Here is a 21,122-nt window from a genome sequence, read left to right on the forward strand (position 1 = left end):
TAATGTTTAGATACCTGTAATATTTCCAATTTTTTTAACAAAATTAGACCAGGTGTTTTGATTCATAAAAGTATTTCTATCTCCTTCTATTTGTTCATCACCGGGATCAAATTCAGAGATTATCTTGGGAATTTCATTAAAATCTTTGAATGTGTGCATAAATGCCAAATCTTTCATGTCCTTAAAGGCCCCGTGATCCGGACCTAGAATTACGGCACCCATTCGTATACTGTCTATCAATGAACCGGAACTTATAACCGTTTGAGATTTATAAGTAAACAAGGTAAATCGTGCTTGGGCCGTATAAGCTGCTATCTCTTCCAAACTCAATAATTCATCTTTAAATTCAGCATTTTTAGGCAAAATTGAAAGAATTTTACTTTTATATTTAGCATCAGTACACCTTCCTACTATCAATACTTTTGCCTTCTTAAGGGCAGGGGTTTCTTGCAAATAGGCTAAAAAGACATCAATGCCTTTGTAAGGGAAAACACTTCCCCAAATAAGAAAATCAAATTTTTTCTCTCCTTGTCGGTATTCCCCTAGTTTTTTTGTCAATGGGTGAGGAATAACATGCACTTTAGAAATATAATTTGGATAAGTTGACGAAACAAAATCTTTACCCGCATAAGAATGTGTAATAATATAATCTGAATGTGACATAAGCACATCAAACATTTTTTTTGTCACTGGATTATCCCCCTTATGATGGGAACCTTTATTATGCAAAATCCATACAATCTTTTTGGAGTAACCTTTTACCAACTTTAAAAACAACATGAAGAGTTTTTTTTGAACACCTCCAAACTTTTTCTCCGGAATGGTTTCAGGCCAATTAAGAATGAATAAATCTGCTTTAAAAAAATGGGTGAAAAAACTCAAAATCCCACGATTTGGTGACTTGGCATTAACCACATGGTGACTTTTGGCCAATGCTTCCTGAAAATTGGAAACATAGGGATTGGGTGAGCCAATCACCTTATCTATCTTTGGATATAAAAAAATAGCTGCCATTTTAATCTGGTTTTTACTGATTGTTCTAATTGACTAATGCAGAAAGTTCTTCCCTAAATTGTTTCCTAACCTTAGTTGCATCGTGGCGTTCCTCTGCTATTTTTATAGCTGCCTTTGAAATCTCCTCTCTCAAAGATTTCTTGTTGATTAATTCCAACAGACCCAATTTTAAAGCCTGAACTTCATTCTTTGTTACTACCTGAGCCCATTGGTAAGCTTTCGCATAAGTAACCAAAGCAGTATCTTCCGGAGCAAAAATCAGCACCGGTGTTCCGCAAATCATATATTCTGATGCCTTAGTAGGCATGGAATATTTGATAAAGGCATTAGCAGAAGGAGTGAAATCATAAGGTAAAAACAAAATATCTGCCTCTGAAAATCGATTGGGCAATTCCTCGTAAGGCACAAAACCACGATGGGTAACACAACTGTATTTATTAATCCAATCCGGTTTCTGCCCAACTTGAAGTACCAACTCAATAGCTGTTGAGCTTTCCTTATTGATTTCCTCCAAGCATTTTGCCATAGTCTCAAGGGAGCTCTGAATCCCCAAGCCCATCCGGCCGGCATATAGTATTTGGATCTTATCTCCAAATTCAAATTTTGTCCGCTGACTTTTACTCCAAAAATCAAGTTCTATGGGATTATGATACGTAGAAAAAGAGTACCCGTACCTTTCTTGATAAGCCTCAGCCATAGGTTCACTAATACTAAAATGTCTGGTGCAGGCCCCTAACATTTTCCTAAACTCCTGATCGACTACTTTATGCCAATACCCACCTAGCATACCATATTCAGGTAAAACCTCCAACCAATCGTCCATCATATGGAATACCATCGGTTTATTTAGATAACGCTGGATAAGGGTACAAAATACAATGGCTTCCCTTCTTTGAGCTTGTGCATAAATCACATCGGGATTATAGCCATCAAGCCATTTTTTCAATTCAGGGGATAACTGAATGGTAGATGCCCAATCCGATACGCCTAACCATTTTAAGGCAGGGTTGATATACTCCTTTAAAAGTTTCACCCTAAGGGGTGATTTTTGGATAGTTTGGACATTTTTTTTCTCTTCGTTTAAGCTAATTGGCCCGGAAGGATACTTCCTTTTCATCAAGCTTAAAGGAAACTTCCACAGATGTTCCTTTTCGCCTAATTGATAGTATTGATCACAAATATCTAACCTCGTCTTCTCATTTAAAAGAGTACCCAAACAAACTACTGCAAGATGATCTTTTTCCCATCCTTTAAACAAATTTGACAAAGTAATCCCTCCTCCGGAAACATTGTTAAAAGGTTGATTAAGAATTAATACTTTTGGAAAATTCATATTATGATAAACTGATTATTAATAAAAAGAAGGTTTTAACTATTTAGAAGGTACCACTTTTCAACTTGTTGATAAACTGATTTAGCTCAGCCTTATTTCCATAATAATAATCTGGATAATTGTCTGTAAATATTTGAAAAACCTTTCCCGGTGTTATCTCTAAATCGTATTCAGTTTTATATTTTTGCAATTTTTTTTGCAAATCTTCCTGTCCATTATACACTACAAAACAATCTGCAAGTTTACCGGGCCCATGAATTTCCACTTCTTCATTTTGACGCCAAGCCATTCCCCAAGAAGTATCCGGAGTGAAAACATAGGCCCCACAACTTAAGCATTCAGCAATTGGCAAGCCAAAAGATTCCGGGAATTGTAAAAAATAAAAAGTAGCCTTTTTATATACTTCTCGGATTTCATCAATAGTATAAGTACCGGACAATTCAATATAAGGAATACCTACGGCTTCCAGTGCCTTTATTTGCTCATTTCGTTCTTTTTCGTATCCTTCTCTGTAAAAATCTATAAGAGCTAGGTGTTCCTTTTTGGGGACCGGGGCCAATCCCGTACTTTTCAAATATAAACCTACTTGGCTCCAAGGAGCCTTTGGTTTACTCCTAATTTCAGTTACTTCTGAAACTGATAAATGCCAATCGAAAATATCTTCTTGATGGTGCACCCCCTCATTTAAATAGGTAACCATTGTTGGGGCATTCCCTAAATAATATACCTCGTGAAAGATGAGAGGCACTCCAGGTAATTTATCTCTTAACCTAACGAAATCAAACGAATCGTTTAAGAAGGCCTTGGGGCTGCATTCAACAATTATTACGGCATCATACTTTTTTAATTTCCGCAAAAACAATTGATCTTGAATATAATGCATCAATTGATAGCCCTTCCAAATAAAGTAATTATAATTCTTAGCTACCTTGGAATAACTCAACAGTCGCTTAAAAACAAATAGTTCGTAAAACACCTCAGATCGAACCCCTTCTGCTTGAGAAAAGAAATTGTGCAAGCAATTTGCCAAGATTCTGGGACTTGAATAATTTGGTTTGGTAACTATCGCTATATTTTTCATAGTAAATCCTGATCTTTTTATCTAAAAATCTAATATCAATCAACAGGTTTAAAAAAGGATTTCATCTCTTTTTCTGGAATATTTCTTATAAAAGAGGAGTAACAAACCCCTACTCCCAACCATACTAAAATATAATTTAACGTAAACACCTGAACAGTTGAGGGATGGGTATTTATAAGCCAAAATAAAATCCAGAAGGCAAATGCTTTGGTTAAATAATTTTTGGAACTAAATAAACCCAAAAATATGGCCGGTACAATAATCACTAGCAATAAACCAAGATTAATAATCCCGCCCTTTAAAATCATATTTAGGTAATCCGTTTCCACAGTCCCTCTATAATTCCCTGATTCCATAGTAGGACAATAATATTGCCCCAGCATACCCCTTCCAATCACCCAATCCAAACCTTGCATGTCTTTGTAAAAATAAACCTCGATGCCTGTACGGGTATCAGTAACCCCCCTATCCTGTAAATAGTACAAGGCTTCAAGTTCAACATTTAAAAATACATATACCCCACCAACAATTGCTATTAAAAGCAAGCCTACAAGCAAGGTACCAGACAAAAGCTTAGATTTGGCACTAATAAAATAGAGAAATCCGGCAAAGAGTAATCCCAAAACTCCCATAAACAAGACTCCCCTTCTCGCCCGAATTACCCCTAGAACCAAAACAACCAAAACTGTTACAAAAGCAATTAAGTTCTTGGTTTTGGAATGGTACATATGAGTAAAAAGCATAAACAAAGCTGTTATACCCAACGATTTAGTAAAATACTCAACTACACTACGGTTTCTATCATCAGGAATAACCTCTGTTAGTATCCCTCGAAACAATAAACTGTACAAAAGAAAAATAACACTAAGGATAATAATAACAGAGAATATTTTTTTATATAATAAGAAACTTCTTCTAAATAGTAAAATAAGAGGCACTAAATAAAACATCCCCCCAAACCATGGATTCAATAGAATTAACTTTAAAGTATCCTTATTAAATGAAAACCCTCTAAAAAGAATCACTAGGGCCCAAAATGCAAATAGAAAGAAAAATATCTTTAAATATTCAGATTCAAAATTGGGTTTAACTAAATAGGTACTGGAGGAAAAAATAGCTAGCAAACCTAACATCTGTAGCGGCTGGAACAGCATAAAAGGCATTTCCTTGGTAGAAAGTATTGTAGAACTAGCGATATAGGTAATAAACCCCAGCCAGAATACATTTATCGCGATAAGTTCATTCCTATCGGACTGCAAAAACTGCTTTAATTCGGCATTATATTTCTCTGCTTTTCTCACTAACTTTTATTATTGTCAGCATTTTTCATTAGACTAATGTGCTGGTTTATCACTTCAGCTTTTTGAAACTCTGGCAACAAGTAACCCTCCAACTCATTGGAAAGGCAATAGTTTAACCCATTAGATAGATCATTTTCGTCTTTATACTTGGCCAAATATCCATTTTTCTTGTGGGCAATCATGTCCGGAATTCCTCCAACATCAAAGCCTACCACAGCTGTACCGCAGGCCAAACTTTCTAATATGGTGGTGGGCAAGTTGTCAGCTAAGGAAGGTGCCACAAAAACATTGGATGCATTATAGACAAGATTTGTGGTATAATCATCAGTTATAAAGCCCATAAACTTACATGGGAATGGAATGGACTCTTGGATTTCTTTATTTGGACCACTACCAAAAATTAAAAGACATACGTCAAGATTTGGATGGTTATTTTTCAATTTTTTTAACGCATCCATCAGGTATTTCCAACCTTTATAAGGGCTGGTAATTTTATTGGCTCCAAAAGAAATGACATGTTGGTATTTATCAATATTCAAGATCTTTTTGGCAACCTTCTTATCAAATGGCTTAAATAGATTAGTATCCAATGGGTTTGGAATCCGAAAAACAGGCTTATCTTTTAGCAATGCACCTTTTTTCGCAAGATTAAAGAGCCATTTACTAGGAGCTACAAAGAACAAATTGTTATAACCTGAATAAAATTTCAATTTCTCATCAAACTGTTTATAAGACAAGTCTTTTTCTTTATCCTCCGGAAACATAGGGCAATTCCCGCAATGTGTTAAGAATTTCTGACAATCGAAACTATGAAAACAGCCCCCGGTGATGGTCCACATGTCATGCATGACCAATATCATCGGTTTATTCAATTTAGCAATTTTTTCTAGGCCATCAATACTGATAAAGCCTCCAAGAATCCAGTGAACATAAATAAAATCAGCTTTTAGGATCCATTCGTGTTTCGTTACATCACTCCCTAAAAGGGAAAGGGCAAAACCTCCGGCATTTTTATCAATTTTTCGGGTATAGAAATCCTGAATTTTTTGGTTTACTTTTCTTATGAGTACTCCTTTTTTCCCAACAGCTTGAACCCTTGGATCTCCATGAACATTAGAATGTAAAGAAAGCACATAAGATTCAAAACCTCGCTCTAAAAAGGCTTCGTGATACCTTAAAACATAATTACCTGAGGGACTAGAACCGTATTGCAAATGAACAACACGCTTATTTTTTCCCCAATTTTCCAATTGATCCAATTTTCCCATGGTATTTACACCGTCTACCTGATCCATATTCCTTTCTTTTTCTTGTATATAATAAGGTAATATTGCAGTGGCGCAACAATTATTCCATTAAAACTAGCTATCAACGAGGAAATGAAAAGTGCGTGTACTCCCATACCATAATAATCAATAAGCAAATATGCTGAACCAATAAATACCAAAGGGCTTATTAGGCTTGCCCAAAACTGTATCTTAAGTGCACTAATCCCATTTAAAAAGTTTACAAAAATACTGGCAAACATAAAGGAAGTAAAAAACAATAACCCCCACAATGAAAGTGTAAAATCAATGTCTACTTGACCTTTTAACCATACCCTGTAAACCGTGTCAGAAATGAGCAACATTATTACTCCACCCAATACAAATAATAAACCTATTTGTAAGTATTTAATTGTCGCTTTCTTAATCCATTTGATATCGTTTTTAAAAAATGCATCGGTAGAAGCGGACCAAAATGGTGTGAGGAAGATCCCAAATCCCATGCCTAAAATATTAAAGTACTTATAAACCACATTGTAAGTAGTCACTTCATAAGGACCGAAACTTTGTGCAATTATAATATTGGAGGTTTGATATTGAATTAGGCTTGCAATTTGAATCACAAAAAAAACCAGACCTAAACTAAATAAATTTTTGGATTGGGATAAATTGACATGCTTAATTGATGGCCTAAATTCTTTATAATCCGTTTTGAATAAGAAAAAATTGGCTAAAAGAAGTACTGCGATCGGGGCAATACATAATGCGAGTCCAAGATTAATAAGTGAGCCCTCGGTGGTGTAAACCAAAATGACTATTACCAATAATGAAATAATTTGGCCTAAAAAGTTGATAAGCGAAGCTTTAGCCGGTGCTTGGTCTGCAGTCACCAATGTATTGATAATTTTCAATACAAATTGCATACAAAAATAGGTGAATATTATAATGGCTAGAATGGAAAGTTCCATCCTCATTTCGGATGAAGCGTTCAAAATTTCAACCCAATCCAGGAAGGGGTTTACGATTAAAAACACCAGCCATACAGCAGTGAAAACTATGGTTAAAACGGCATAGGTTGTACTAATATACATCCTAGCAGCTTCTTTATCTCCTTTAGTTCTGGCTTCAGCAAATTTATTTCTCAACCCATGGGTCATGCCAACATTGAAAAAACTAAACCAGCCTACAATGGAACTTAATGCCAACCATATCCCATACCTTGTAGGGTTGACATAATCAATGGTTAATGGTACCATTACCAAACTAACGGCAATACTCCCCCCTTTTATTAAAATAGAGCCAATAATATTCTTTTTGGCAAGAACAGTTCGTGCATTACCTTTAGCAAGAAATTTGTTAAAGTATTGATAAATAGATGAAAACAATTTCCTCATTCGAAATAGAAAAATATATACAATAGCTTAAAAAATCACACAGAAATTTTTGCAGTTTTTTTATCTTCCGGATAATAACCGTACGAATAACCATAATAGCCATTGGCTTGTTTGGCATCATTCATGACCAAAGAAGTATTTCTTAGCTTATGTTTTATGTCAATGTCTTCCATAAAAATAATATTCTCCTTTCTCGTAAAATTATATCGAACCATGAACAATGTCCTGTCGCAATAGGGTGCCAAGTTAAATGCATCTGTGACCGTTCCTACCGGTGCAGTATCAATAATTATATAATCAAATCTTTCCTTCAATCGGCTAATTAGTACCTCAACCTTATCATCTAAGGTTAATTCTGCAGGATCTTCAGGGATATTTCCACATCCAATTAAAGATAGTCCATCAACCTTCTTAAAATCATGGATTATATCATCTATTTTCACATTGTCATTAGACAAATAGTCAGCAATGCCAAGCTTGGTTTTCATATTTACACTCTTAAGTAGCGCAGGCTTTCGCAAATCAAACTCAAGTACTACCACTTTCTTTTTAGCAATGCTCAAACTTGCGCCGAGGTTTAAACTAAAAAACGTCTTTCCTTCACCACTAATGCTGGAAGTGATCATTAATACCCTTTCATCTTTGCCTTCAGCTACATACTTGAGATTGGTTCTTAACAATCTAAATTGCTCAGCAATTGGCGTTCTTCTCTTCTCAGAAATAGCCAATAATTCACCACCGTTAGGGTAGTTGCTTATTTCAGATAGTATTGGAACTTCGGTAATGTCTTGTACTTGAGACTTGTGGGTGATTTTACTATTCAAAGCATTTTTAATATAAACAAATCCTAGAGGGCAAATAAAACCTACAATGAGGGCCATTCCAATAATTACCATTTTATTAGGCTTTACTGGTGAAGCACTAGAAGACGCTTTATCGATTACTCGGGCATTTGAAACAGTAGTTGTGGCCAAAGATAAATTTGCTTCTTCTTTTTTAGATTGAAGGTAATTGTACTGGGTTTGTTTCCTACTTTGCTCCCTGGATAACTCCAATAATCCCCTTTCAATTTCAGGCACATTTGAAATTCTACTATTAATTTGATCCAAATTAGCCTTAAGATTTTGACTTTCAATTCTTAAACCATTTTTCATATTGGCGATATTTGTACCAATATTGTTTTTAAGGCTCTCCAATTGAACTTCGATAGTAGTTACCAAAGGGTTATTTGGTTGAACTGTCCTCAATAAGCGTTGTCTTTCATTTTGAAGCCGGTTAAACTCATCTACCAAACTGGTTAATGTCTCATCAATTATAGATAAGTTTGAAGCTACTTCCACTCCAGAGCTGGCCGGATCCCTTAGGTATTCTTCCAAGTAGTCCAAAACCTCCATCTGAGTTTTGATTTCTGAAAGTTGAGTTTCAATTTCTTTACTATTTTGAACCATCAGAGAATTTTCGGTTCCCATGTCAGAAATATTGTTCGACCTCCTATATTCTTCGATTCTCCTTTCAATGTTATTTAACTCTTTCGTTAAAGTATCCAACTGAGAATCTATGAAATCAATGGTGTTACTTGCAGTTACGTTTTTCTCTTTTACTGCCTGAAGATTGTATTGTTCAATCAACTTATTTAGTACATCTTTGCCTTTTTCTGGAACAGCATCTACTAATGAAATATTAAATACAGATGCAAATCTTTGGGATAAATTAACCTGTATTCGCCCTCTATACAACCCGGCGACATAGTCTTTATTTTTAAAATAGATATGGAGAAGTTCCGGCATCTCACCTTGGTAAGTTTCCGATTTATTGATTTTAATCTCACCATACCAATTTTCTATCAACTCACCATACTGGTAAGCTTTCTCTTTGTTATTTTCTTGAATTAAAATAAAGTGATCATCAAATGGTTTCACACTTACCCTTACCTCCTCAGGATACTGACCAACATCCGGCTTTTTTAATAATGTCTTGACGCTTACGGGAACGTTATAGCCATACAATTCCTTCAACCTAGAATACTTATCTTCTGTATAGAAAAAATAGTCAAGCGGCAATTCTTCAACAGCATCTCTCATTAAGCTGTAAGATGCTAAAATTTCCATTTCATTCTCCACCTGTTTATTAGTCTCGTAAGCTTCTAATTCGCTGTACACTGTGTTTTGCGTGAAATCTGAGCTCCCATCTATTTTAATAAGAATGGAGCTAGATATACTGTACAAGGGTGTAGAAAAGAACAAGTATGCAAAGGCCAAGCTTATAAATAAGATAATGGATAGCAAAAACAACCACCAGTATTTTACGTAGCTCAATATTATCAATTTAAAATCCATAGGTCTTGCGTCTTGGTCTATAAATCCATCCAGTAATAGATCGGATAAAATATCAGATTTTTTCATAAGGTTCACAATTTGAACCGATGGTTTACAACCAGGTTAATTTTCTATTTATATAAAAAGGTGAGGTTAAACTTTTACTCGTTAAGGATATACCGTAAATTAAACATTAGGGAAACTCCAAATGAAACTAAAATACTTAAAATAGTTAACGTTCGTTGATTGGTGCTTGCTTGAACGGATTTAATTTTATCCGGCTCCACATATAAAACGTCATTTTGCTGAAGCATAAAATAAGGAGAATTTAATATAGACTTGTCATTAAGATTGAGCCTAACTGCTTTCCGAACTCCATCTTGGTCACGGATCAGAAGTACATTTTCTCTCTTACCGTATTGCGTCATATCACCTGCTAAACCTAAAGCTTCAAGAATACTGATTCTGTCTGTAGCTAGGGTGAAAGTATTGGGATTAGCCACTTCGCCAATTACCGTAATCTTAAAATTCAAATATTGAATATTAATAATTGGATCTTTTACATATTCTTCTAGCAACTCTGTCATTTTTAAAGTTGCTTCTTCCCTTGTAAAACCTTCAATATCAATCTTCCCAATTACAGGAAAGTTAATTTGACCATTTTTGTCTACTAGATACCCCTCATTGGCAGGCAATTGCTGACTCATCATCCTATTCTGCGAATCATTAGAAATAACCCCTGAATTGAAAAGTAAATTCGACTCCGGACTTTGAGTACTTACCACAATTTTAATTAAATCACCACTTTGGATAACCGGTTCCTCAACCTGACTTATATTAGTAGAGTAGCTACTACCTGTTTCTATATCACTGAAATAAACCAGGTTTCTTTTCGCACATCCAAATATTCCCGAAAAGAGGATTATAAAAGTCAAAATTCTAATTAAGCTATTGTTTTTCATTTGTTAATAAAACTGTTTAATGGGTTTTAGCCGTTGAATGGTCAAATTGGGAAAAAAGTTAAAAATAGTTTAATGGACATTTATTTAAACACCCCGCAAGTTACTTAATTATCAGAACAATAAGAACTGAGAAGTAAGAATTTAATAGAATAATGGACAAATCTACCCATTACAATTTAAACTTAGTGCCTAAAAAAATAATTTCTATTTAGTAAACTTTTTACCGACACAAAATTATTAAATTTGATGTTTGATCAAGTTAAGCCTTTTTTAGAAACTTGCTTATTCTGATTTCACTTATCTAAGCTAAGTCGGCTTCAAATTCAGTTCCTACATCTGCACTTATACCGCCCCACCTCCGGGAGAAAGGATTTGATTTTATTCAGCTGTTTGACCCTTTTTTTAACTTTTAGTAGGCTTTGTCACTTTTAGATATTAATGATACTGCTGTTTCGATTACTATCTTTATATCAAAAATTAAATTCCATTTTCTTACATAAAAGCTGTCTAACCTATATCGAGAATACAACTCAGTAAAACTTGAAATCTCCCCTCTATATCCTTTGCTTTGAGACAAACCTGTTATTCCAGGTTTAACATGATGCCGAAACATAAAGTTATCTATTTCTTTAGCAAATTCAATATTCATTGGAACAGCCTGAGGCCTAGGCCCAACTATAGACATATCTCCTAAAATTACATTAAATACTTGAGGCAATTCATCAAGGCTAGATTTTCTTAAAAACCGCCCTATCCGAGTAATTCTAGCATCATTTACTGTGGCCTGTTTCGTGTCAGCATCATTGTTTTTAACCATAGTTCTAAATTTATAGCAATAGAACAACTGATTATTTTTCCCATGCCTCAATTGTTTGAAAAACACGCTGCCTTTCGAATCCATTTTAATTAAAATAGCAATAATTGGAAACAACCAAGACAACACAAAAATTAAAGTGAAAACAGATACTCCTATATCAAAAATCCTTTTTCCCAATCTTTTACTGTACTTATCATTACGACCATACAGAATTTCGATTTCTTTGTGTACTGGAGCTTTTACAAAATTTTTCTCTTCTAAGGTTCGACCTATTTTTTGGTCTATTAAAACATTTTCCATCTCTAACAATCTTTACGAATCCTCACAGAAACCTTATTATCTATTTAAAAAACATTAATGTATGTTTGAAATACATTTTTACAAATATATAAAGCATTTTTCGCAATGCAAGGAAAAAAAGAAAAAAAAATTATTAAAAAGGTTTTTTTTGTATATAAAATCCATTTTTGTGGTTTCAAAAACAAATATCAAGACACGAACTGCCTATAATAAATCCTTTTAGAATGAATGAAAGATTCGGTGTATTCCCGTAAATCACTAAAATTTAACACAAACCAATTAAGTGAACCAAAGCATTGAACTGAAATATAAAAAAAACCAAGAAATTAATAGGCAGCCCCATTTTTTCTTAGAACAGCACCAATAGTCCAAAACAAAATTTTAAAATCAAAAACTAATGACCAATTCCTGATGTAAAAATGATCTAGTTTTATTCTGCCGTAAATATCATAAAAACTTAAAATTTCTCCTCTAAATCCCTTTGATTGAGCCAAACCTGATATGCCAGGCTTTACTGCATGCCTAAACATATAATTGCTAATATCTGTAGAAAACATATAATTCATCGGGACCGCATGCGGTCTCGGACCAATCACGGACATCTCTCCAAGTAAGACATTGAAAAACTGTGGGATTTCATCAAGACTTGACTTTCTTAAAAATTTCCCAAATCTGGTTATACGAATATCATCTTTGGTAGCTTGCTTGGTGTCAGACTCTTTGTTTTTAATCATGGTCCTAAACTTATAACACCTAAATGTTTTGTTTCCTCTGCCATGTCTCAACTGCTTATACAAAATCGGACCCTTAGAATCCAGTCTTATTAAAAGGGCTATTACGGGAAATAACCAAGACATGATGAAGGTTATAAAAACCATTGAAAAAACCAGGTCAAAACCTCTTTTTACTAAAAGATTAAAATTATCACTAAGAAAAATTCTTCCATCTGGAGTAATATAGCCACTAAGTCTCTTCGATAAAAATTCCGGCTCGTCCTTTTTTCTTAAAAATTGTTCCATGATATGACTTGTAAATCACCGGTAAAAACCATAACTCGTTTTAATGTATTTGAAATACAATAAAGCAAATATATTCAGCAATGCCGGAATTTACAAATAATTTAAAAGATTTATAATCAGACAAACCCATACAAAACCACAAAGACCCACCTGATTTGGGCCTATCGGGTGGGTCAATTTGTTAATTAAAGGTAAACTGCTATACAGATGTACGCTAATTAATTCAGCTGGTAAATTCTTTTACGGTCTGAATAAAGAGTTTTACTTTTTCAGGGGAAATATCAGGATACACGCCATGACCTAGATTAGCAATATGCCTTTCTCCTTTAAATTGATCAAGCATTTCTTTAGTTTGTCTGATCAGTACTTCATCTGAAGCATACAAGACAGCCGGGTCCAGGTTACCTTGTAGAACCTTTTCTCCTTTCATTTGAGCACTTACGGTTCTGATATCCATGTTCCAATCAAGCCCTACCACATCACAGGCTAGATTCTTAATATCTTCTAAAGCGAAATAGGCACCTTTTGCAAAAACAGTGACAGGCACCTCAGTGATTGCCTCACATATTCGCTTGATATATTCCATTGAAAATTCTTTGTATTGATAAGGAGGTAGAATACCTGCCCAACTGTCAAACACTTGCACCAAGTTTGCACCCGCCACTACTTGGGCCTTTAAGTATTTGATGGTTGTTTTTGTGATCTTATCTAAAAGCTGATGTGCCAATTCGGGATTTTGATACAACATCCCCCTGGCTTTAGAAAAAGTTTTACTCCCAGACCCTTCCACCATATAAGCAAATATAGTCCAAGGAGCTCCTGCAAAACCTATTAATGGCACACGTCCATTTAGGCCTCTCTTTGTTAAGCGAATTGCTTCTAATACATAGTTTAAGGACTCTTCGGGGTCTGCAATTTGTAAGCGCTTAAGGTCAGCTGAAGAACCAATGGTTTCAGGAAACCAAGGCCCCTTCTTTTCTATCATTTTATATGGAAGCCCCATAGCTTCAGGAACCACCAAGATATCAGAGAAAATGATTGCTGCGTCCACTCCCAAAAGATCCACAGGCTGGATGGTGACCTCAGCTGCCAACTCCGGTGTTTGAGCCAACTCAATAAAACCACTTACACTTGCTCTTACAGCTCTGTATTCTGGTAAAATCCTACCGGCTTGACGCATTAACCAAACAGGAGTTCTTTCTACCTCTTCACCTTTGATAACCCTAAGGAGTAAATCATTCTTTATTTGCATGCCACAAATATAATTCAACTTAACACAAAAAAGAACTACAAGACATAAACAATAAAGGCCATCTCTGAAAATTCAGAGATGGCCTTCTTGAAATATTCATCTCGCTATTTATTTCTCAATCTATTTTCACTACATCCGATTCAGAAACACCTAAAGCTGCGGTTACCGCCTCATAATCATTTAAATCCAATTTGGCATTCTCTTGCAAAAATTCTCCAGGCAAATAAACAATCCTAATATAATGATTTAAGGTCCAATCATCAGAAACGGTAGTTAAATCCGTATTTCCGGTCATATAAACATTGATAAAATCTGCTGTATACTGATAATTATACATCAATGTAATTCCATCCTCCAGAAAAACTGTGTTTGGCAGAGGTCTCCACAGTGGTTTGTCATCAATCACATTCCACAACATAAACACCAAAAGGTTGTCGCTATCAGCTATCTCAAATCCAAATGAATTAGAAAAGCTATTTTCTTCTGTAAAGTCTACCTCTGTTTCAGCTACTAGGTTTATAAGAGAAATCCCATCCACTCCATCTACTCCATCTTCACCATCAACCCCATCTACCCCAGGAGGTCCTTGTGGCCCTTCAGGACCTTCACATGCCGGCAGAACCGCTATGGTCACCAAGGCAATTAGGTATACAATTTTTTTCATAGAACTTAATTTAAATCAATATTTCACCAAGCATTTCATGAAAGATAATGTGTAAAATCCCGAATTACAACAAAATATAAAAAAAACAGTCCACCCTTAGGCAAACTGTTTAAATCCTTACTTATCCCCTTTTAAAAGATGTTTAATTTGAATTCCTTCTTACAATCTCTTTTTCTTTTACACCTAACATCTCCAATACTGCCTTATGATCTGAATAATCCATCCTAACATCTATTCTATCAGCAGGAACAATCAAAACCCTGAATATTTGAGCGTCTGTATAACCGGACTCTAAAGTATTGAGGTCGAAGTCTCCATTCATATAAATCGCATAGTCATAAAAAGTGAAATCATAATCATAGGAGAAAATACCATTACTATGGAAAACAACCTGAGGAATCAATTTCCAAATATCATTATTGTTTTGATCCAATCCCGCTAATCTGTAAATAAGTACTTTGTCTGATTCCAAGATATCAAATCCGTATTGCCCACTTATACCAAAGTTGCCGGACTGATTGAAATCTCCTTCAATTTCAAATACTTCTCCCACAATATTTACTCCATCTTCACCTGCAGGGCCTATTGGCCCTATAGGTCCTTCACAACTTACCAATACCAAGGCGGTGACAAAAACCAAAAACATCTTGGCACTTATTAAATAACTACTTTTACTCATAATTTTAAAATTTAATTGACCTATTTTAATTTTTTGAAATCCAAAACCATACCAAAAAAACATATAAACAATAAAATATTAGTTCCATATTATTGGCATAAAGTAATTCTCAAGCCTCATTTTCAAGGTTTGATGGGTGCCCAAACCTCTACATAATCGTTTGAAATAATTTTATCTATAAAAATACCTTCTAGTTCAAGGCCTTGTTCCATTGCAAATGCAAGTATTTCTTTTTTGGTTTTTTCCGGTCCGGGCATTACAAAACGATTCATTTCCAGGCTGGCAACAATGGCTTGTGTACAGAGGATGGTCTTATGGCTCCAAGGCTTAACAACCCTATCTTCCTTTAAATTATTCGGTTCATATCCTATAAAAACATGCAGCGTATCTCTTTTTCCTTCCGGCTCTTTATAATATATGGTGTGTAAAGGATTGTCTTCTCTTGCTTCTTCAACCATCTGAAAATGCTTTCCTATCTTTTTATCTTGAGGCGTCCCAACAAAGTCCACCCCTATCAAATTAATTTGACTACAATCGGTAAGCCTAGTGCTAATTGGTTTGAATCCTCCCATATAAAAATACGCCAAGGTCAAAACCATCAATAAAACACCGATTAGTATTGCAACAACTTTTATCTTTACCATTAATTACCAAATAAATATCTTGCTCCAATCGCCCCTTGCCCTTTGAGGTGCAACCTGTCTACAATTTCTGTCAAAAAGCCCACTTCAACAAATAAGGCAATTGGCAAATCATCCAGGTAATAGGATGAACCAACAAAAATTTCCGGCCCTAAATCAATATTTGAACGACTTTGTATTAATTCTGTGGCACCTTCAGTGGCATTGGGGGTGTTATAAAAGTAATCGATACTTACAGATCGAAACTGAAGTCCTAAACCAGCATAGACGGTCAATTCCCCATTCGAAATATTAAAATCCTCAGAAAAAGATTCTTCATAAATACCTCTTGCTTGAAGGGAAGCGGCTCCCGACACTTGATGGGTAAAATATCGTGCGGAACTTACCGGTCTGTTATTCTCAAATGTACGTCTGTAATATTGCCCGCTATTTTGGCTTCCTCTTCCTACAACACCTTCAAACGAAAAATTGTCGTTTAACGGTATTTTATAGGTAATTCCATAGGGATCACCTAACCTTAAACCCAGCTGATGCTGCTGACCAAAGGATGCGATAGAAACAAGCATCAATAGTAAAGGCAATACATATTTCATGTGTTCTGACTAAATTTGAGCTACTTTAATAGTTCCATTCTTACGGATGCCCTGTCAACAAGTTACAGTTTAGCTGATAATTTACCAATGATTTAAAAACAAATCATTTATTCCTTTTCAGGGTATTTTTGAATGGTGCATCAATCTGACTTCTCATCTAAAAACAGAATAAATCATTTCTGTTAAAACCTATACTTATCAATCCACTACAACAGATTTCAACTGCATTTGATACAATTGTGAATAAAATCCTTCTTTCTTTAGCAATACATCATGTGTCCCTTGTTCTACGATCTCTCCTTTGTTGAGAACTAATATTTTATCAGCCTTTTGGATGGTGGATAACCGGTGTGCAATGATAATAGAAGTTCTACCATGCATCATTTTCTCTATGGCAGCCTGAATCAATTCTTCCGTTTCTGTATCCACAGAAGAAGTTGCTTCATCCAGTATTATTATTTCTGGATCATATACCATAGCCCTTACAAAGGATATCAGTTGACGTTGGCCTACAGACAAAGTTCCTCCTCTTTCCTTTACATCGTATTCCAAGCCTCCGGGTAAACGCTCTATGAACCTTCTAGCTCCAACCAAATCTGCTGCGTACAAAACTTGTTCTTTCGTAATATCCGGGTTTCCAAGGGTAATGTTTTGAAAAATAGTATCTGAAAATAAAAAAACATCTTGCAACACAACCCCCACATGCTTGCGTAATGTAGCCAAATCAAACTCCTTTATTGGGCTTCCATCCAGGAGGATCGAACCTTTATTGATATCGTAAAACCTGCTGATAAGATTGATAACAGAAGACTTGCCTGCCCCCGTGGCACCTACCAGGGCTATGGTTTCTCCATGATTGGCTTTAAAACTTATGTCTTTCAACACCCAATCTTCCTCATTGTAAGCAAACCAAACATTTTCAAAAGCAATGTTCCCTTTTACCTTTTCTGGAGAATCATTGCCTTCATCCGGGATTTGCTCGTCATTTTCTAATATACCGAAAATCCTGGAAGAACTAACCACTCCCATTTGAAGCGTATTAAATCGGTCGGCAATCATTCTTATGGGTCTAAAAAACAACTGCAAATACATAATAAAAGAGATGAGGACCCCAACTTTTATTTCAAGGTCAAATACACCAGTGGCTCCATACCAAACTACCAAACCAATCCCGATGGCCTGAATGATTTCAGAAACGGGGTAATAAATAGAATAGTACATGACAGACTTAAGATGGGCCTTTCGATGCTCTTTATTGATCGTCTGAAATTTCTCATACTCTCTTTCTTGCCTATTAAAAACCTGGATAATATTCATTCCGGTTATATGTTCCTGAAGGAAAGAGTTCAAGTTAGATACCGCATTTCTAACATCGTTAAATGATTTTTTTACTTTTTCTTTAAATATATAAGTAGAAATAATTAGTAGCGGTAGGGTACAAAGACTAACTAATGTAAGCTGCCAGTCCACATAAAACATCACCCCCAAAATGGCTACCAGCTGCAAAAGGTCACCAATGATTTCAGCCAATCCCTGACTGAAAACATCAGAGAGTGATTCTACATCCGATATATTCCTGGTAACCAACCGACCAATTGGCGTGTTGTCAAAATATTTCAATCGCATTTTCAACAAATGTCGATACAATTTTACCCGAATATCTCGGATAATAACTTGACCAATCCAACCGGAAAGATAAGTATGTCCAAATTGGACTAAAGCATGAACCAGTAATAAACCAACCAACAAATAAGTCATCTTCAGTAAGCCGGCCCCATCACCTATGGTAACATAATCATCGATGGCTTTTTGAATTAACAATGGGCGAGTTGGTGCCAATAAAGCCAGTAATAAAGTAAGTCCCACCAAAAGATAAAATCGATCTTTATATGGAGTTACGAATGTATATAGCTTTTTTAATACTTTGGTGTCAATGATGTCACCACTTTTTATATTTTCTTTTTCAAGTCCCAATATGGTAGATTTTACTTTAAAATTAGATCCGGATAATTCACCTTGCTTAGAAACAAGCCATGAGCTGGAGCAGCACTTCCAGCCAAGTTTCGGTCTTTGCTTGATATTATCTCTGACAAACTACTGCTTTCTAATTGCCCCCTGCCTATTTTTATCAACGTTCCAACAATTGCCCTAACCATTCCTCTCAAGAATCGGTTGGCCTGTATATGAAAGACCAAACCGTTACTTGTTTGTTCCCAGGAAGCATGATTAATTTCACACACAAATGTTTTTACATCTGTTTTCTTTCGACTAAAGCATTCAAAATCCTGTCTTCCAAGTAGTAACGGTACTGCCGAAGCCATAGCCTCCAAATCAAGGTCATAATAACAATGCCAGGCTTTTCCAATCATAAAAGGGTCTTTCCTAAATGTAATATGGTATTCATACCTCCTGAAATCGGCATCAAATCTGGCATGAGCTTTTTCATGTACAGGAATAACATCAAAAACAGCGATATCATCAGGTAATAGTCCGTTAATTCTTTTTAGGAAATATTCTTTAGTGAAATCTAAATTAACATCAAAATGAGCAAATTGTTGCAAGGCATGGACTCCTGCATCCGTACGGCCACTTCCCATAATACTCATGGGCCGGCGAAAAAGGATTGACAAAGCATTTTCTAATTCTTCTTGTACAGAAACGGCATTCTTTTGCTTTTGCCAGCCATGGTAGTTGCTTCCGTCATAGGACAATTCTATAAAATAGCGGGGAGATTCATTCATTTCATCTGCAAAGATAAAAATATACCCTAATTTCAAGTTGGATTTTGAATATTCCTTGCGAAAATTCAAATAACCCATTTTCTTTGTCAAAAGATTAAAAGATGATTCAAAGAATTCAAAGTGTATTCCTACTTTTAGTAGCTATTTCAATGGTTACTTCCACCTTATTTCCCATTTGGTTACAAGTAAATCCAGACCAAACCCAATCCATGGAGATGACGGCATGGTTCACCACTATTACCGACACCGTTGAGGAAAGCATTATTTCTCAATCCAATAATATTTACATCGGGATATTGGCTCTAATCTCTGCAGGGCTGGCCATATATAGCCTACTACAATATAAAAATCGAAAAAAACAATTGCTGATCAACATGATCAATGCCCTATTGATGGGCTCCACTTTAGGTTTAGCCGTCTACACCAGTTTCCAGGCCAACGAAAACTTCAACCCTACTGTAGGAGGTGCATTTTTGATAGGATTTTACTGCATTGTGTTCGGCCTAATCATGAATCTCATCGCCAATAGATTCATCCGAAAGGATGAAATGCTAATTCGCTCAGTAGATAGAATTCGTTAAATTACCTGTCCGGTTGGATTAAATGAATTGGCAGGTAACAAAGTTCCGTTCAAGATGAAAATAGAAACCATTGCTATTCATGGAGGAAATGTTGTCACCGACACATTAAAACCAATCATTCAGCCGATCACGCTCTCTACAACTTTTGCGCATCAAGAGGATTCAATGTTGTATACAAGATTGGAAAACCCTAACAGGAAATCTCTTGAGGCTGTAATGGCATCGCTGGAAGGAGGTGCTGATGCGGCAGCATTCGCTTCTGGAAATGCCGCTGGAAATGCTGTTTTTCAAGCCTTACCGGCCGGCACGCATATCATCGCTCCGGATGACATGTACCATGGGATGAAAATGCTACTTCAAACCGTACATGCAGGTAAACTTGATGTGCAATTCATTGACCTAACCGACAAGGAGAATCTCCGAAAGGCCATCAAACAAAATACTGGCTTGTTGTGGATTGAAACACCATCCAATCCACTTTTAAAAATTTCTGACATCAAGGCATTGGCCTCCATTGCCAAAGAAAACGATCTAAAAGTGGTCTGTGACAGCACCTTTGCTACTCCTGTATATCAAAAAGCTTTGAAGTTGGGGGCTGATGTTGTGATGCATAGCAGTACCAAATACATCAGTGGACACAGTGATATCCTAGGGGGAATTCTCGTGACTAAGGCAAAGGATGACTTGTGGCAAAACATAAAAAATGTGCAGGGTCTTGCAGGGGCAGTGCCTTCTCCGATGGACTGCTACTTTCTCACTAGAAGTATTAAAACCCTTCCCTACCGCATGAAGGCGCATGCATTCAATGCCAATAACATTGCCGCATTCTTAGACAATCATCCTTACGTAGAAAAAGTTTATTATCCCGGGCTTTCCAGCCATCAAGGTTTTGAAACTGCCCAATTTCAGATGGAAGGGTATGGCGCCATGTTATCTTTTCTAATTAAGGGAAACGCAAATGAGGCAGATCATTTAATAGGGAAACTCAAATTTTTTAGTAATGCCACTAGCCTTGGCGGAGTAGAAAGCCTAATAGAACGAAGATCAAAAGTTCAGGTGGGTGACCCAGGAATTCCTGATCAGCTTATCCGAATGTCTGTAGGAATTGAAAATTGTGAAGACCTGATAGAGGACTTGGATCAAGCCTTTAAAGAAACATTTAAGCCATAA

19 protein-coding genes are annotated in these 21,122 nt (G+C 35.8%); 2 read left to right on the top strand and 17 right to left on the bottom strand.

Annotation, left to right across the window (positions count from 1 at the left end; genetic code table 11):
• Positions 1-6: 6 nt before the first annotated feature.
• From ACYVHJ_RS05405 to truA, 17 genes are all read right to left on the bottom strand, one after another.
• Positions 7-1,014: a glycosyltransferase family protein gene (locus ACYVHJ_RS05405; protein ID WP_460513260.1), complete on the bottom strand. Its 1,008-nt coding sequence runs from the start codon at positions 1,012-1,014 to the stop codon at positions 7-9.
• Positions 1,015-1,039: 25 nt separating this feature from the next.
• Positions 1,040-2,347 (bottom strand): glycosyltransferase family protein, encoded by a 1,308-nt coding sequence (locus ACYVHJ_RS05410; RefSeq protein WP_460513262.1) that lies wholly within the window; start codon positions 2,345-2,347, stop codon positions 1,040-1,042.
• Between the two features lie 43 nt (positions 2,348-2,390).
• On the bottom strand, positions 2,391-3,428 hold the full coding sequence (locus tag ACYVHJ_RS05415; protein WP_460513264.1) for a hypothetical protein: 1,038 nt from the start codon (positions 3,426-3,428) through the stop codon (positions 2,391-2,393).
• Positions 3,429-3,463: 35 nt separating this feature from the next.
• Positions 3,464-4,729 carry a hypothetical protein gene (locus ACYVHJ_RS05420; protein WP_460513266.1) on the bottom strand — a complete coding sequence of 422 codons (1,266 nt, stop codon included), beginning with the start codon at positions 4,727-4,729 and terminating at the stop codon, positions 3,464-3,466.
• Entirely contained in the window at positions 4,729-6,024 is a 1,296-nt protein-coding gene (locus ACYVHJ_RS05425; RefSeq protein ID WP_460513268.1) for a glycosyltransferase family protein, read from the bottom strand. Before ACYVHJ_RS05425 ends, ACYVHJ_RS05420 begins: the two co-directional genes overlap by 1 nt.
• The gene (locus tag ACYVHJ_RS05430) at positions 6,012-7,388 is read right to left on the bottom strand and encodes an MATE family efflux transporter (RefSeq protein ID WP_460513270.1); all 1,377 of its coding nucleotides are present in this window, start codon (positions 7,386-7,388) and stop codon (positions 6,012-6,014) included. Before ACYVHJ_RS05430 ends, ACYVHJ_RS05425 begins: the two co-directional genes overlap by 13 nt.
• A gap of 35 nt (positions 7,389-7,423) precedes the next feature.
• Positions 7,424-9,790, bottom strand: coding sequence for a GumC family protein (locus tag ACYVHJ_RS05435; protein WP_460513272.1), 2,367 nt, complete (start codon positions 9,788-9,790; stop codon positions 7,424-7,426).
• Positions 9,791-9,864: 74 nt separating this feature from the next.
• Entirely contained in the window at positions 9,865-10,665 is an 801-nt protein-coding gene (locus ACYVHJ_RS05440; RefSeq protein ID WP_460513274.1) for a polysaccharide biosynthesis/export family protein, read from the bottom strand.
• 409 nt (positions 10,666-11,074) lie between these two features.
• Positions 11,075-11,782 carry a sugar transferase gene (locus tag ACYVHJ_RS05445; RefSeq protein WP_460513276.1) on the bottom strand — a complete coding sequence of 236 codons (708 nt, stop codon included), beginning with the start codon at positions 11,780-11,782 and terminating at the stop codon, positions 11,075-11,077.
• A 326-nt stretch (positions 11,783-12,108) separates the two neighbouring features.
• Complete coding sequence (locus ACYVHJ_RS05450; RefSeq protein ID WP_460513278.1) at positions 12,109-12,801, bottom strand: sugar transferase; 693 nt, start codon at positions 12,799-12,801, stop codon at positions 12,109-12,111.
• 223 nt (positions 12,802-13,024) lie between these two features.
• A complete protein-coding gene (hemE, locus tag ACYVHJ_RS05455) occupies positions 13,025-14,053 on the bottom strand; it encodes a uroporphyrinogen decarboxylase (protein WP_460513281.1) in 1,029 nt (342 codons plus the stop codon).
• Positions 14,054-14,168: 115 nt separating this feature from the next.
• Positions 14,169-14,717, bottom strand: coding sequence for a hypothetical protein (locus tag ACYVHJ_RS05460; RefSeq protein ID WP_460513283.1), 549 nt, complete (start codon positions 14,715-14,717; stop codon positions 14,169-14,171).
• Positions 14,718-14,859: 142 nt separating this feature from the next.
• A complete protein-coding gene (locus ACYVHJ_RS05465; protein WP_460513285.1) occupies positions 14,860-15,396 on the bottom strand; it encodes a hypothetical protein in 537 nt (178 codons plus the stop codon).
• Between the two features lie 122 nt (positions 15,397-15,518).
• Positions 15,519-16,040 (bottom strand): hypothetical protein, encoded by a 522-nt coding sequence (locus tag ACYVHJ_RS05470; RefSeq protein WP_460513287.1) that lies wholly within the window; start codon positions 16,038-16,040, stop codon positions 15,519-15,521.
• The gene (locus ACYVHJ_RS05475) at positions 16,040-16,630 is read right to left on the bottom strand and encodes a hypothetical protein (protein WP_460513290.1); all 591 of its coding nucleotides are present in this window, start codon (positions 16,628-16,630) and stop codon (positions 16,040-16,042) included. Before ACYVHJ_RS05475 ends, ACYVHJ_RS05470 begins: the two co-directional genes overlap by 1 nt.
• A gap of 198 nt (positions 16,631-16,828) precedes the next feature.
• Positions 16,829-18,604, bottom strand: a complete 1,776-nt coding sequence (locus ACYVHJ_RS05480; RefSeq protein ID WP_460513292.1) for an ABC transporter ATP-binding protein — start codon at positions 18,602-18,604, stop codon at positions 16,829-16,831.
• Between the two features lie 11 nt (positions 18,605-18,615).
• On the bottom strand, positions 18,616-19,449 hold the full coding sequence (truA, locus tag ACYVHJ_RS05485) for a tRNA pseudouridine synthase A (protein ID WP_460513294.1): 834 nt from the start codon (positions 19,447-19,449) through the stop codon (positions 18,616-18,618).
• Positions 19,450-19,472: 23 nt separating this feature from the next.
• On the opposite strand from truA, the gene ACYVHJ_RS05490 reads away from it, so the two are divergent.
• On the top strand, positions 19,473-19,952 hold the full coding sequence (locus tag ACYVHJ_RS05490; RefSeq protein ID WP_460513296.1) for a DUF4293 domain-containing protein: 480 nt from the start codon (positions 19,473-19,475) through the stop codon (positions 19,950-19,952).
• A gap of 54 nt (positions 19,953-20,006) precedes the next feature.
• Positions 20,007-21,122, top strand: a complete 1,116-nt coding sequence (locus tag ACYVHJ_RS05495) for a trans-sulfuration enzyme family protein (protein WP_460513298.1) — start codon at positions 20,007-20,009, stop codon at positions 21,120-21,122.

The organism is Cyclobacterium sediminis (assembly GCF_054781075.1).

Coding starts and splice junctions, on each gene's coding strand:
- ACYVHJ_RS05405 (WP_460513260.1), bottom strand. CDS start 1,014: ATGGCAGCTATTTTTTTATATCCAAAGATAGATAAGGTGATTGGCTCA.
- ACYVHJ_RS05410 (WP_460513262.1), bottom strand. CDS start 2,347: ATGAATTTTCCAAAAGTATTAATTCTTAATCAACCTTTTAACAATGTT.
- ACYVHJ_RS05415 (WP_460513264.1), bottom strand. CDS start 3,428: ATGAAAAATATAGCGATAGTTACCAAACCAAATTATTCAAGTCCCAGA.
- ACYVHJ_RS05425 (WP_460513268.1), bottom strand. CDS start 6,024: ATGGATCAGGTAGACGGTGTAAATACCATGGGAAAATTGGATCAATTG.
- ACYVHJ_RS05430 (WP_460513270.1), bottom strand. CDS start 7,388: ATGAGGAAATTGTTTTCATCTATTTATCAATACTTTAACAAATTTCTT.
- ACYVHJ_RS05435 (WP_460513272.1), bottom strand. CDS start 9,790: ATGAAAAAATCTGATATTTTATCCGATCTATTACTGGATGGATTTATA.
- ACYVHJ_RS05440 (WP_460513274.1), bottom strand. CDS start 10,665: ATGAAAAACAATAGCTTAATTAGAATTTTGACTTTTATAATCCTCTTT.
- ACYVHJ_RS05445 (WP_460513276.1), bottom strand. CDS start 11,782: ATGGAAAATGTTTTAATAGACCAAAAAATAGGTCGAACCTTAGAAGAG.
- ACYVHJ_RS05450 (WP_460513278.1), bottom strand. CDS start 12,801: ATGGAACAATTTTTAAGAAAAAAGGACGAGCCGGAATTTTTATCGAAG.
- hemE (WP_460513281.1), bottom strand. CDS start 14,053: ATGCAAATAAAGAATGATTTACTCCTTAGGGTTATCAAAGGTGAAGAG.
- ACYVHJ_RS05460 (WP_460513283.1), bottom strand. CDS start 14,717: ATGAAAAAAATTGTATACCTAATTGCCTTGGTGACCATAGCGGTTCTG.
- ACYVHJ_RS05465 (WP_460513285.1), bottom strand. CDS start 15,396: ATGAGTAAAAGTAGTTATTTAATAAGTGCCAAGATGTTTTTGGTTTTT.
- ACYVHJ_RS05470 (WP_460513287.1), bottom strand. CDS start 16,040: ATGGTAAAGATAAAAGTTGTTGCAATACTAATCGGTGTTTTATTGATG.
- ACYVHJ_RS05475 (WP_460513290.1), bottom strand. CDS start 16,630: ATGAAATATGTATTGCCTTTACTATTGATGCTTGTTTCTATCGCATCC.
- truA (WP_460513294.1), bottom strand. CDS start 19,449: ATGGGTTATTTGAATTTTCGCAAGGAATATTCAAAATCCAACTTGAAA.
- ACYVHJ_RS05490 (WP_460513296.1), top strand. CDS start 19,473: ATGATTCAAAGAATTCAAAGTGTATTCCTACTTTTAGTAGCTATTTCA.
- ACYVHJ_RS05495 (WP_460513298.1), top strand. CDS start 20,007: ATGAAAATAGAAACCATTGCTATTCATGGAGGAAATGTTGTCACCGAC.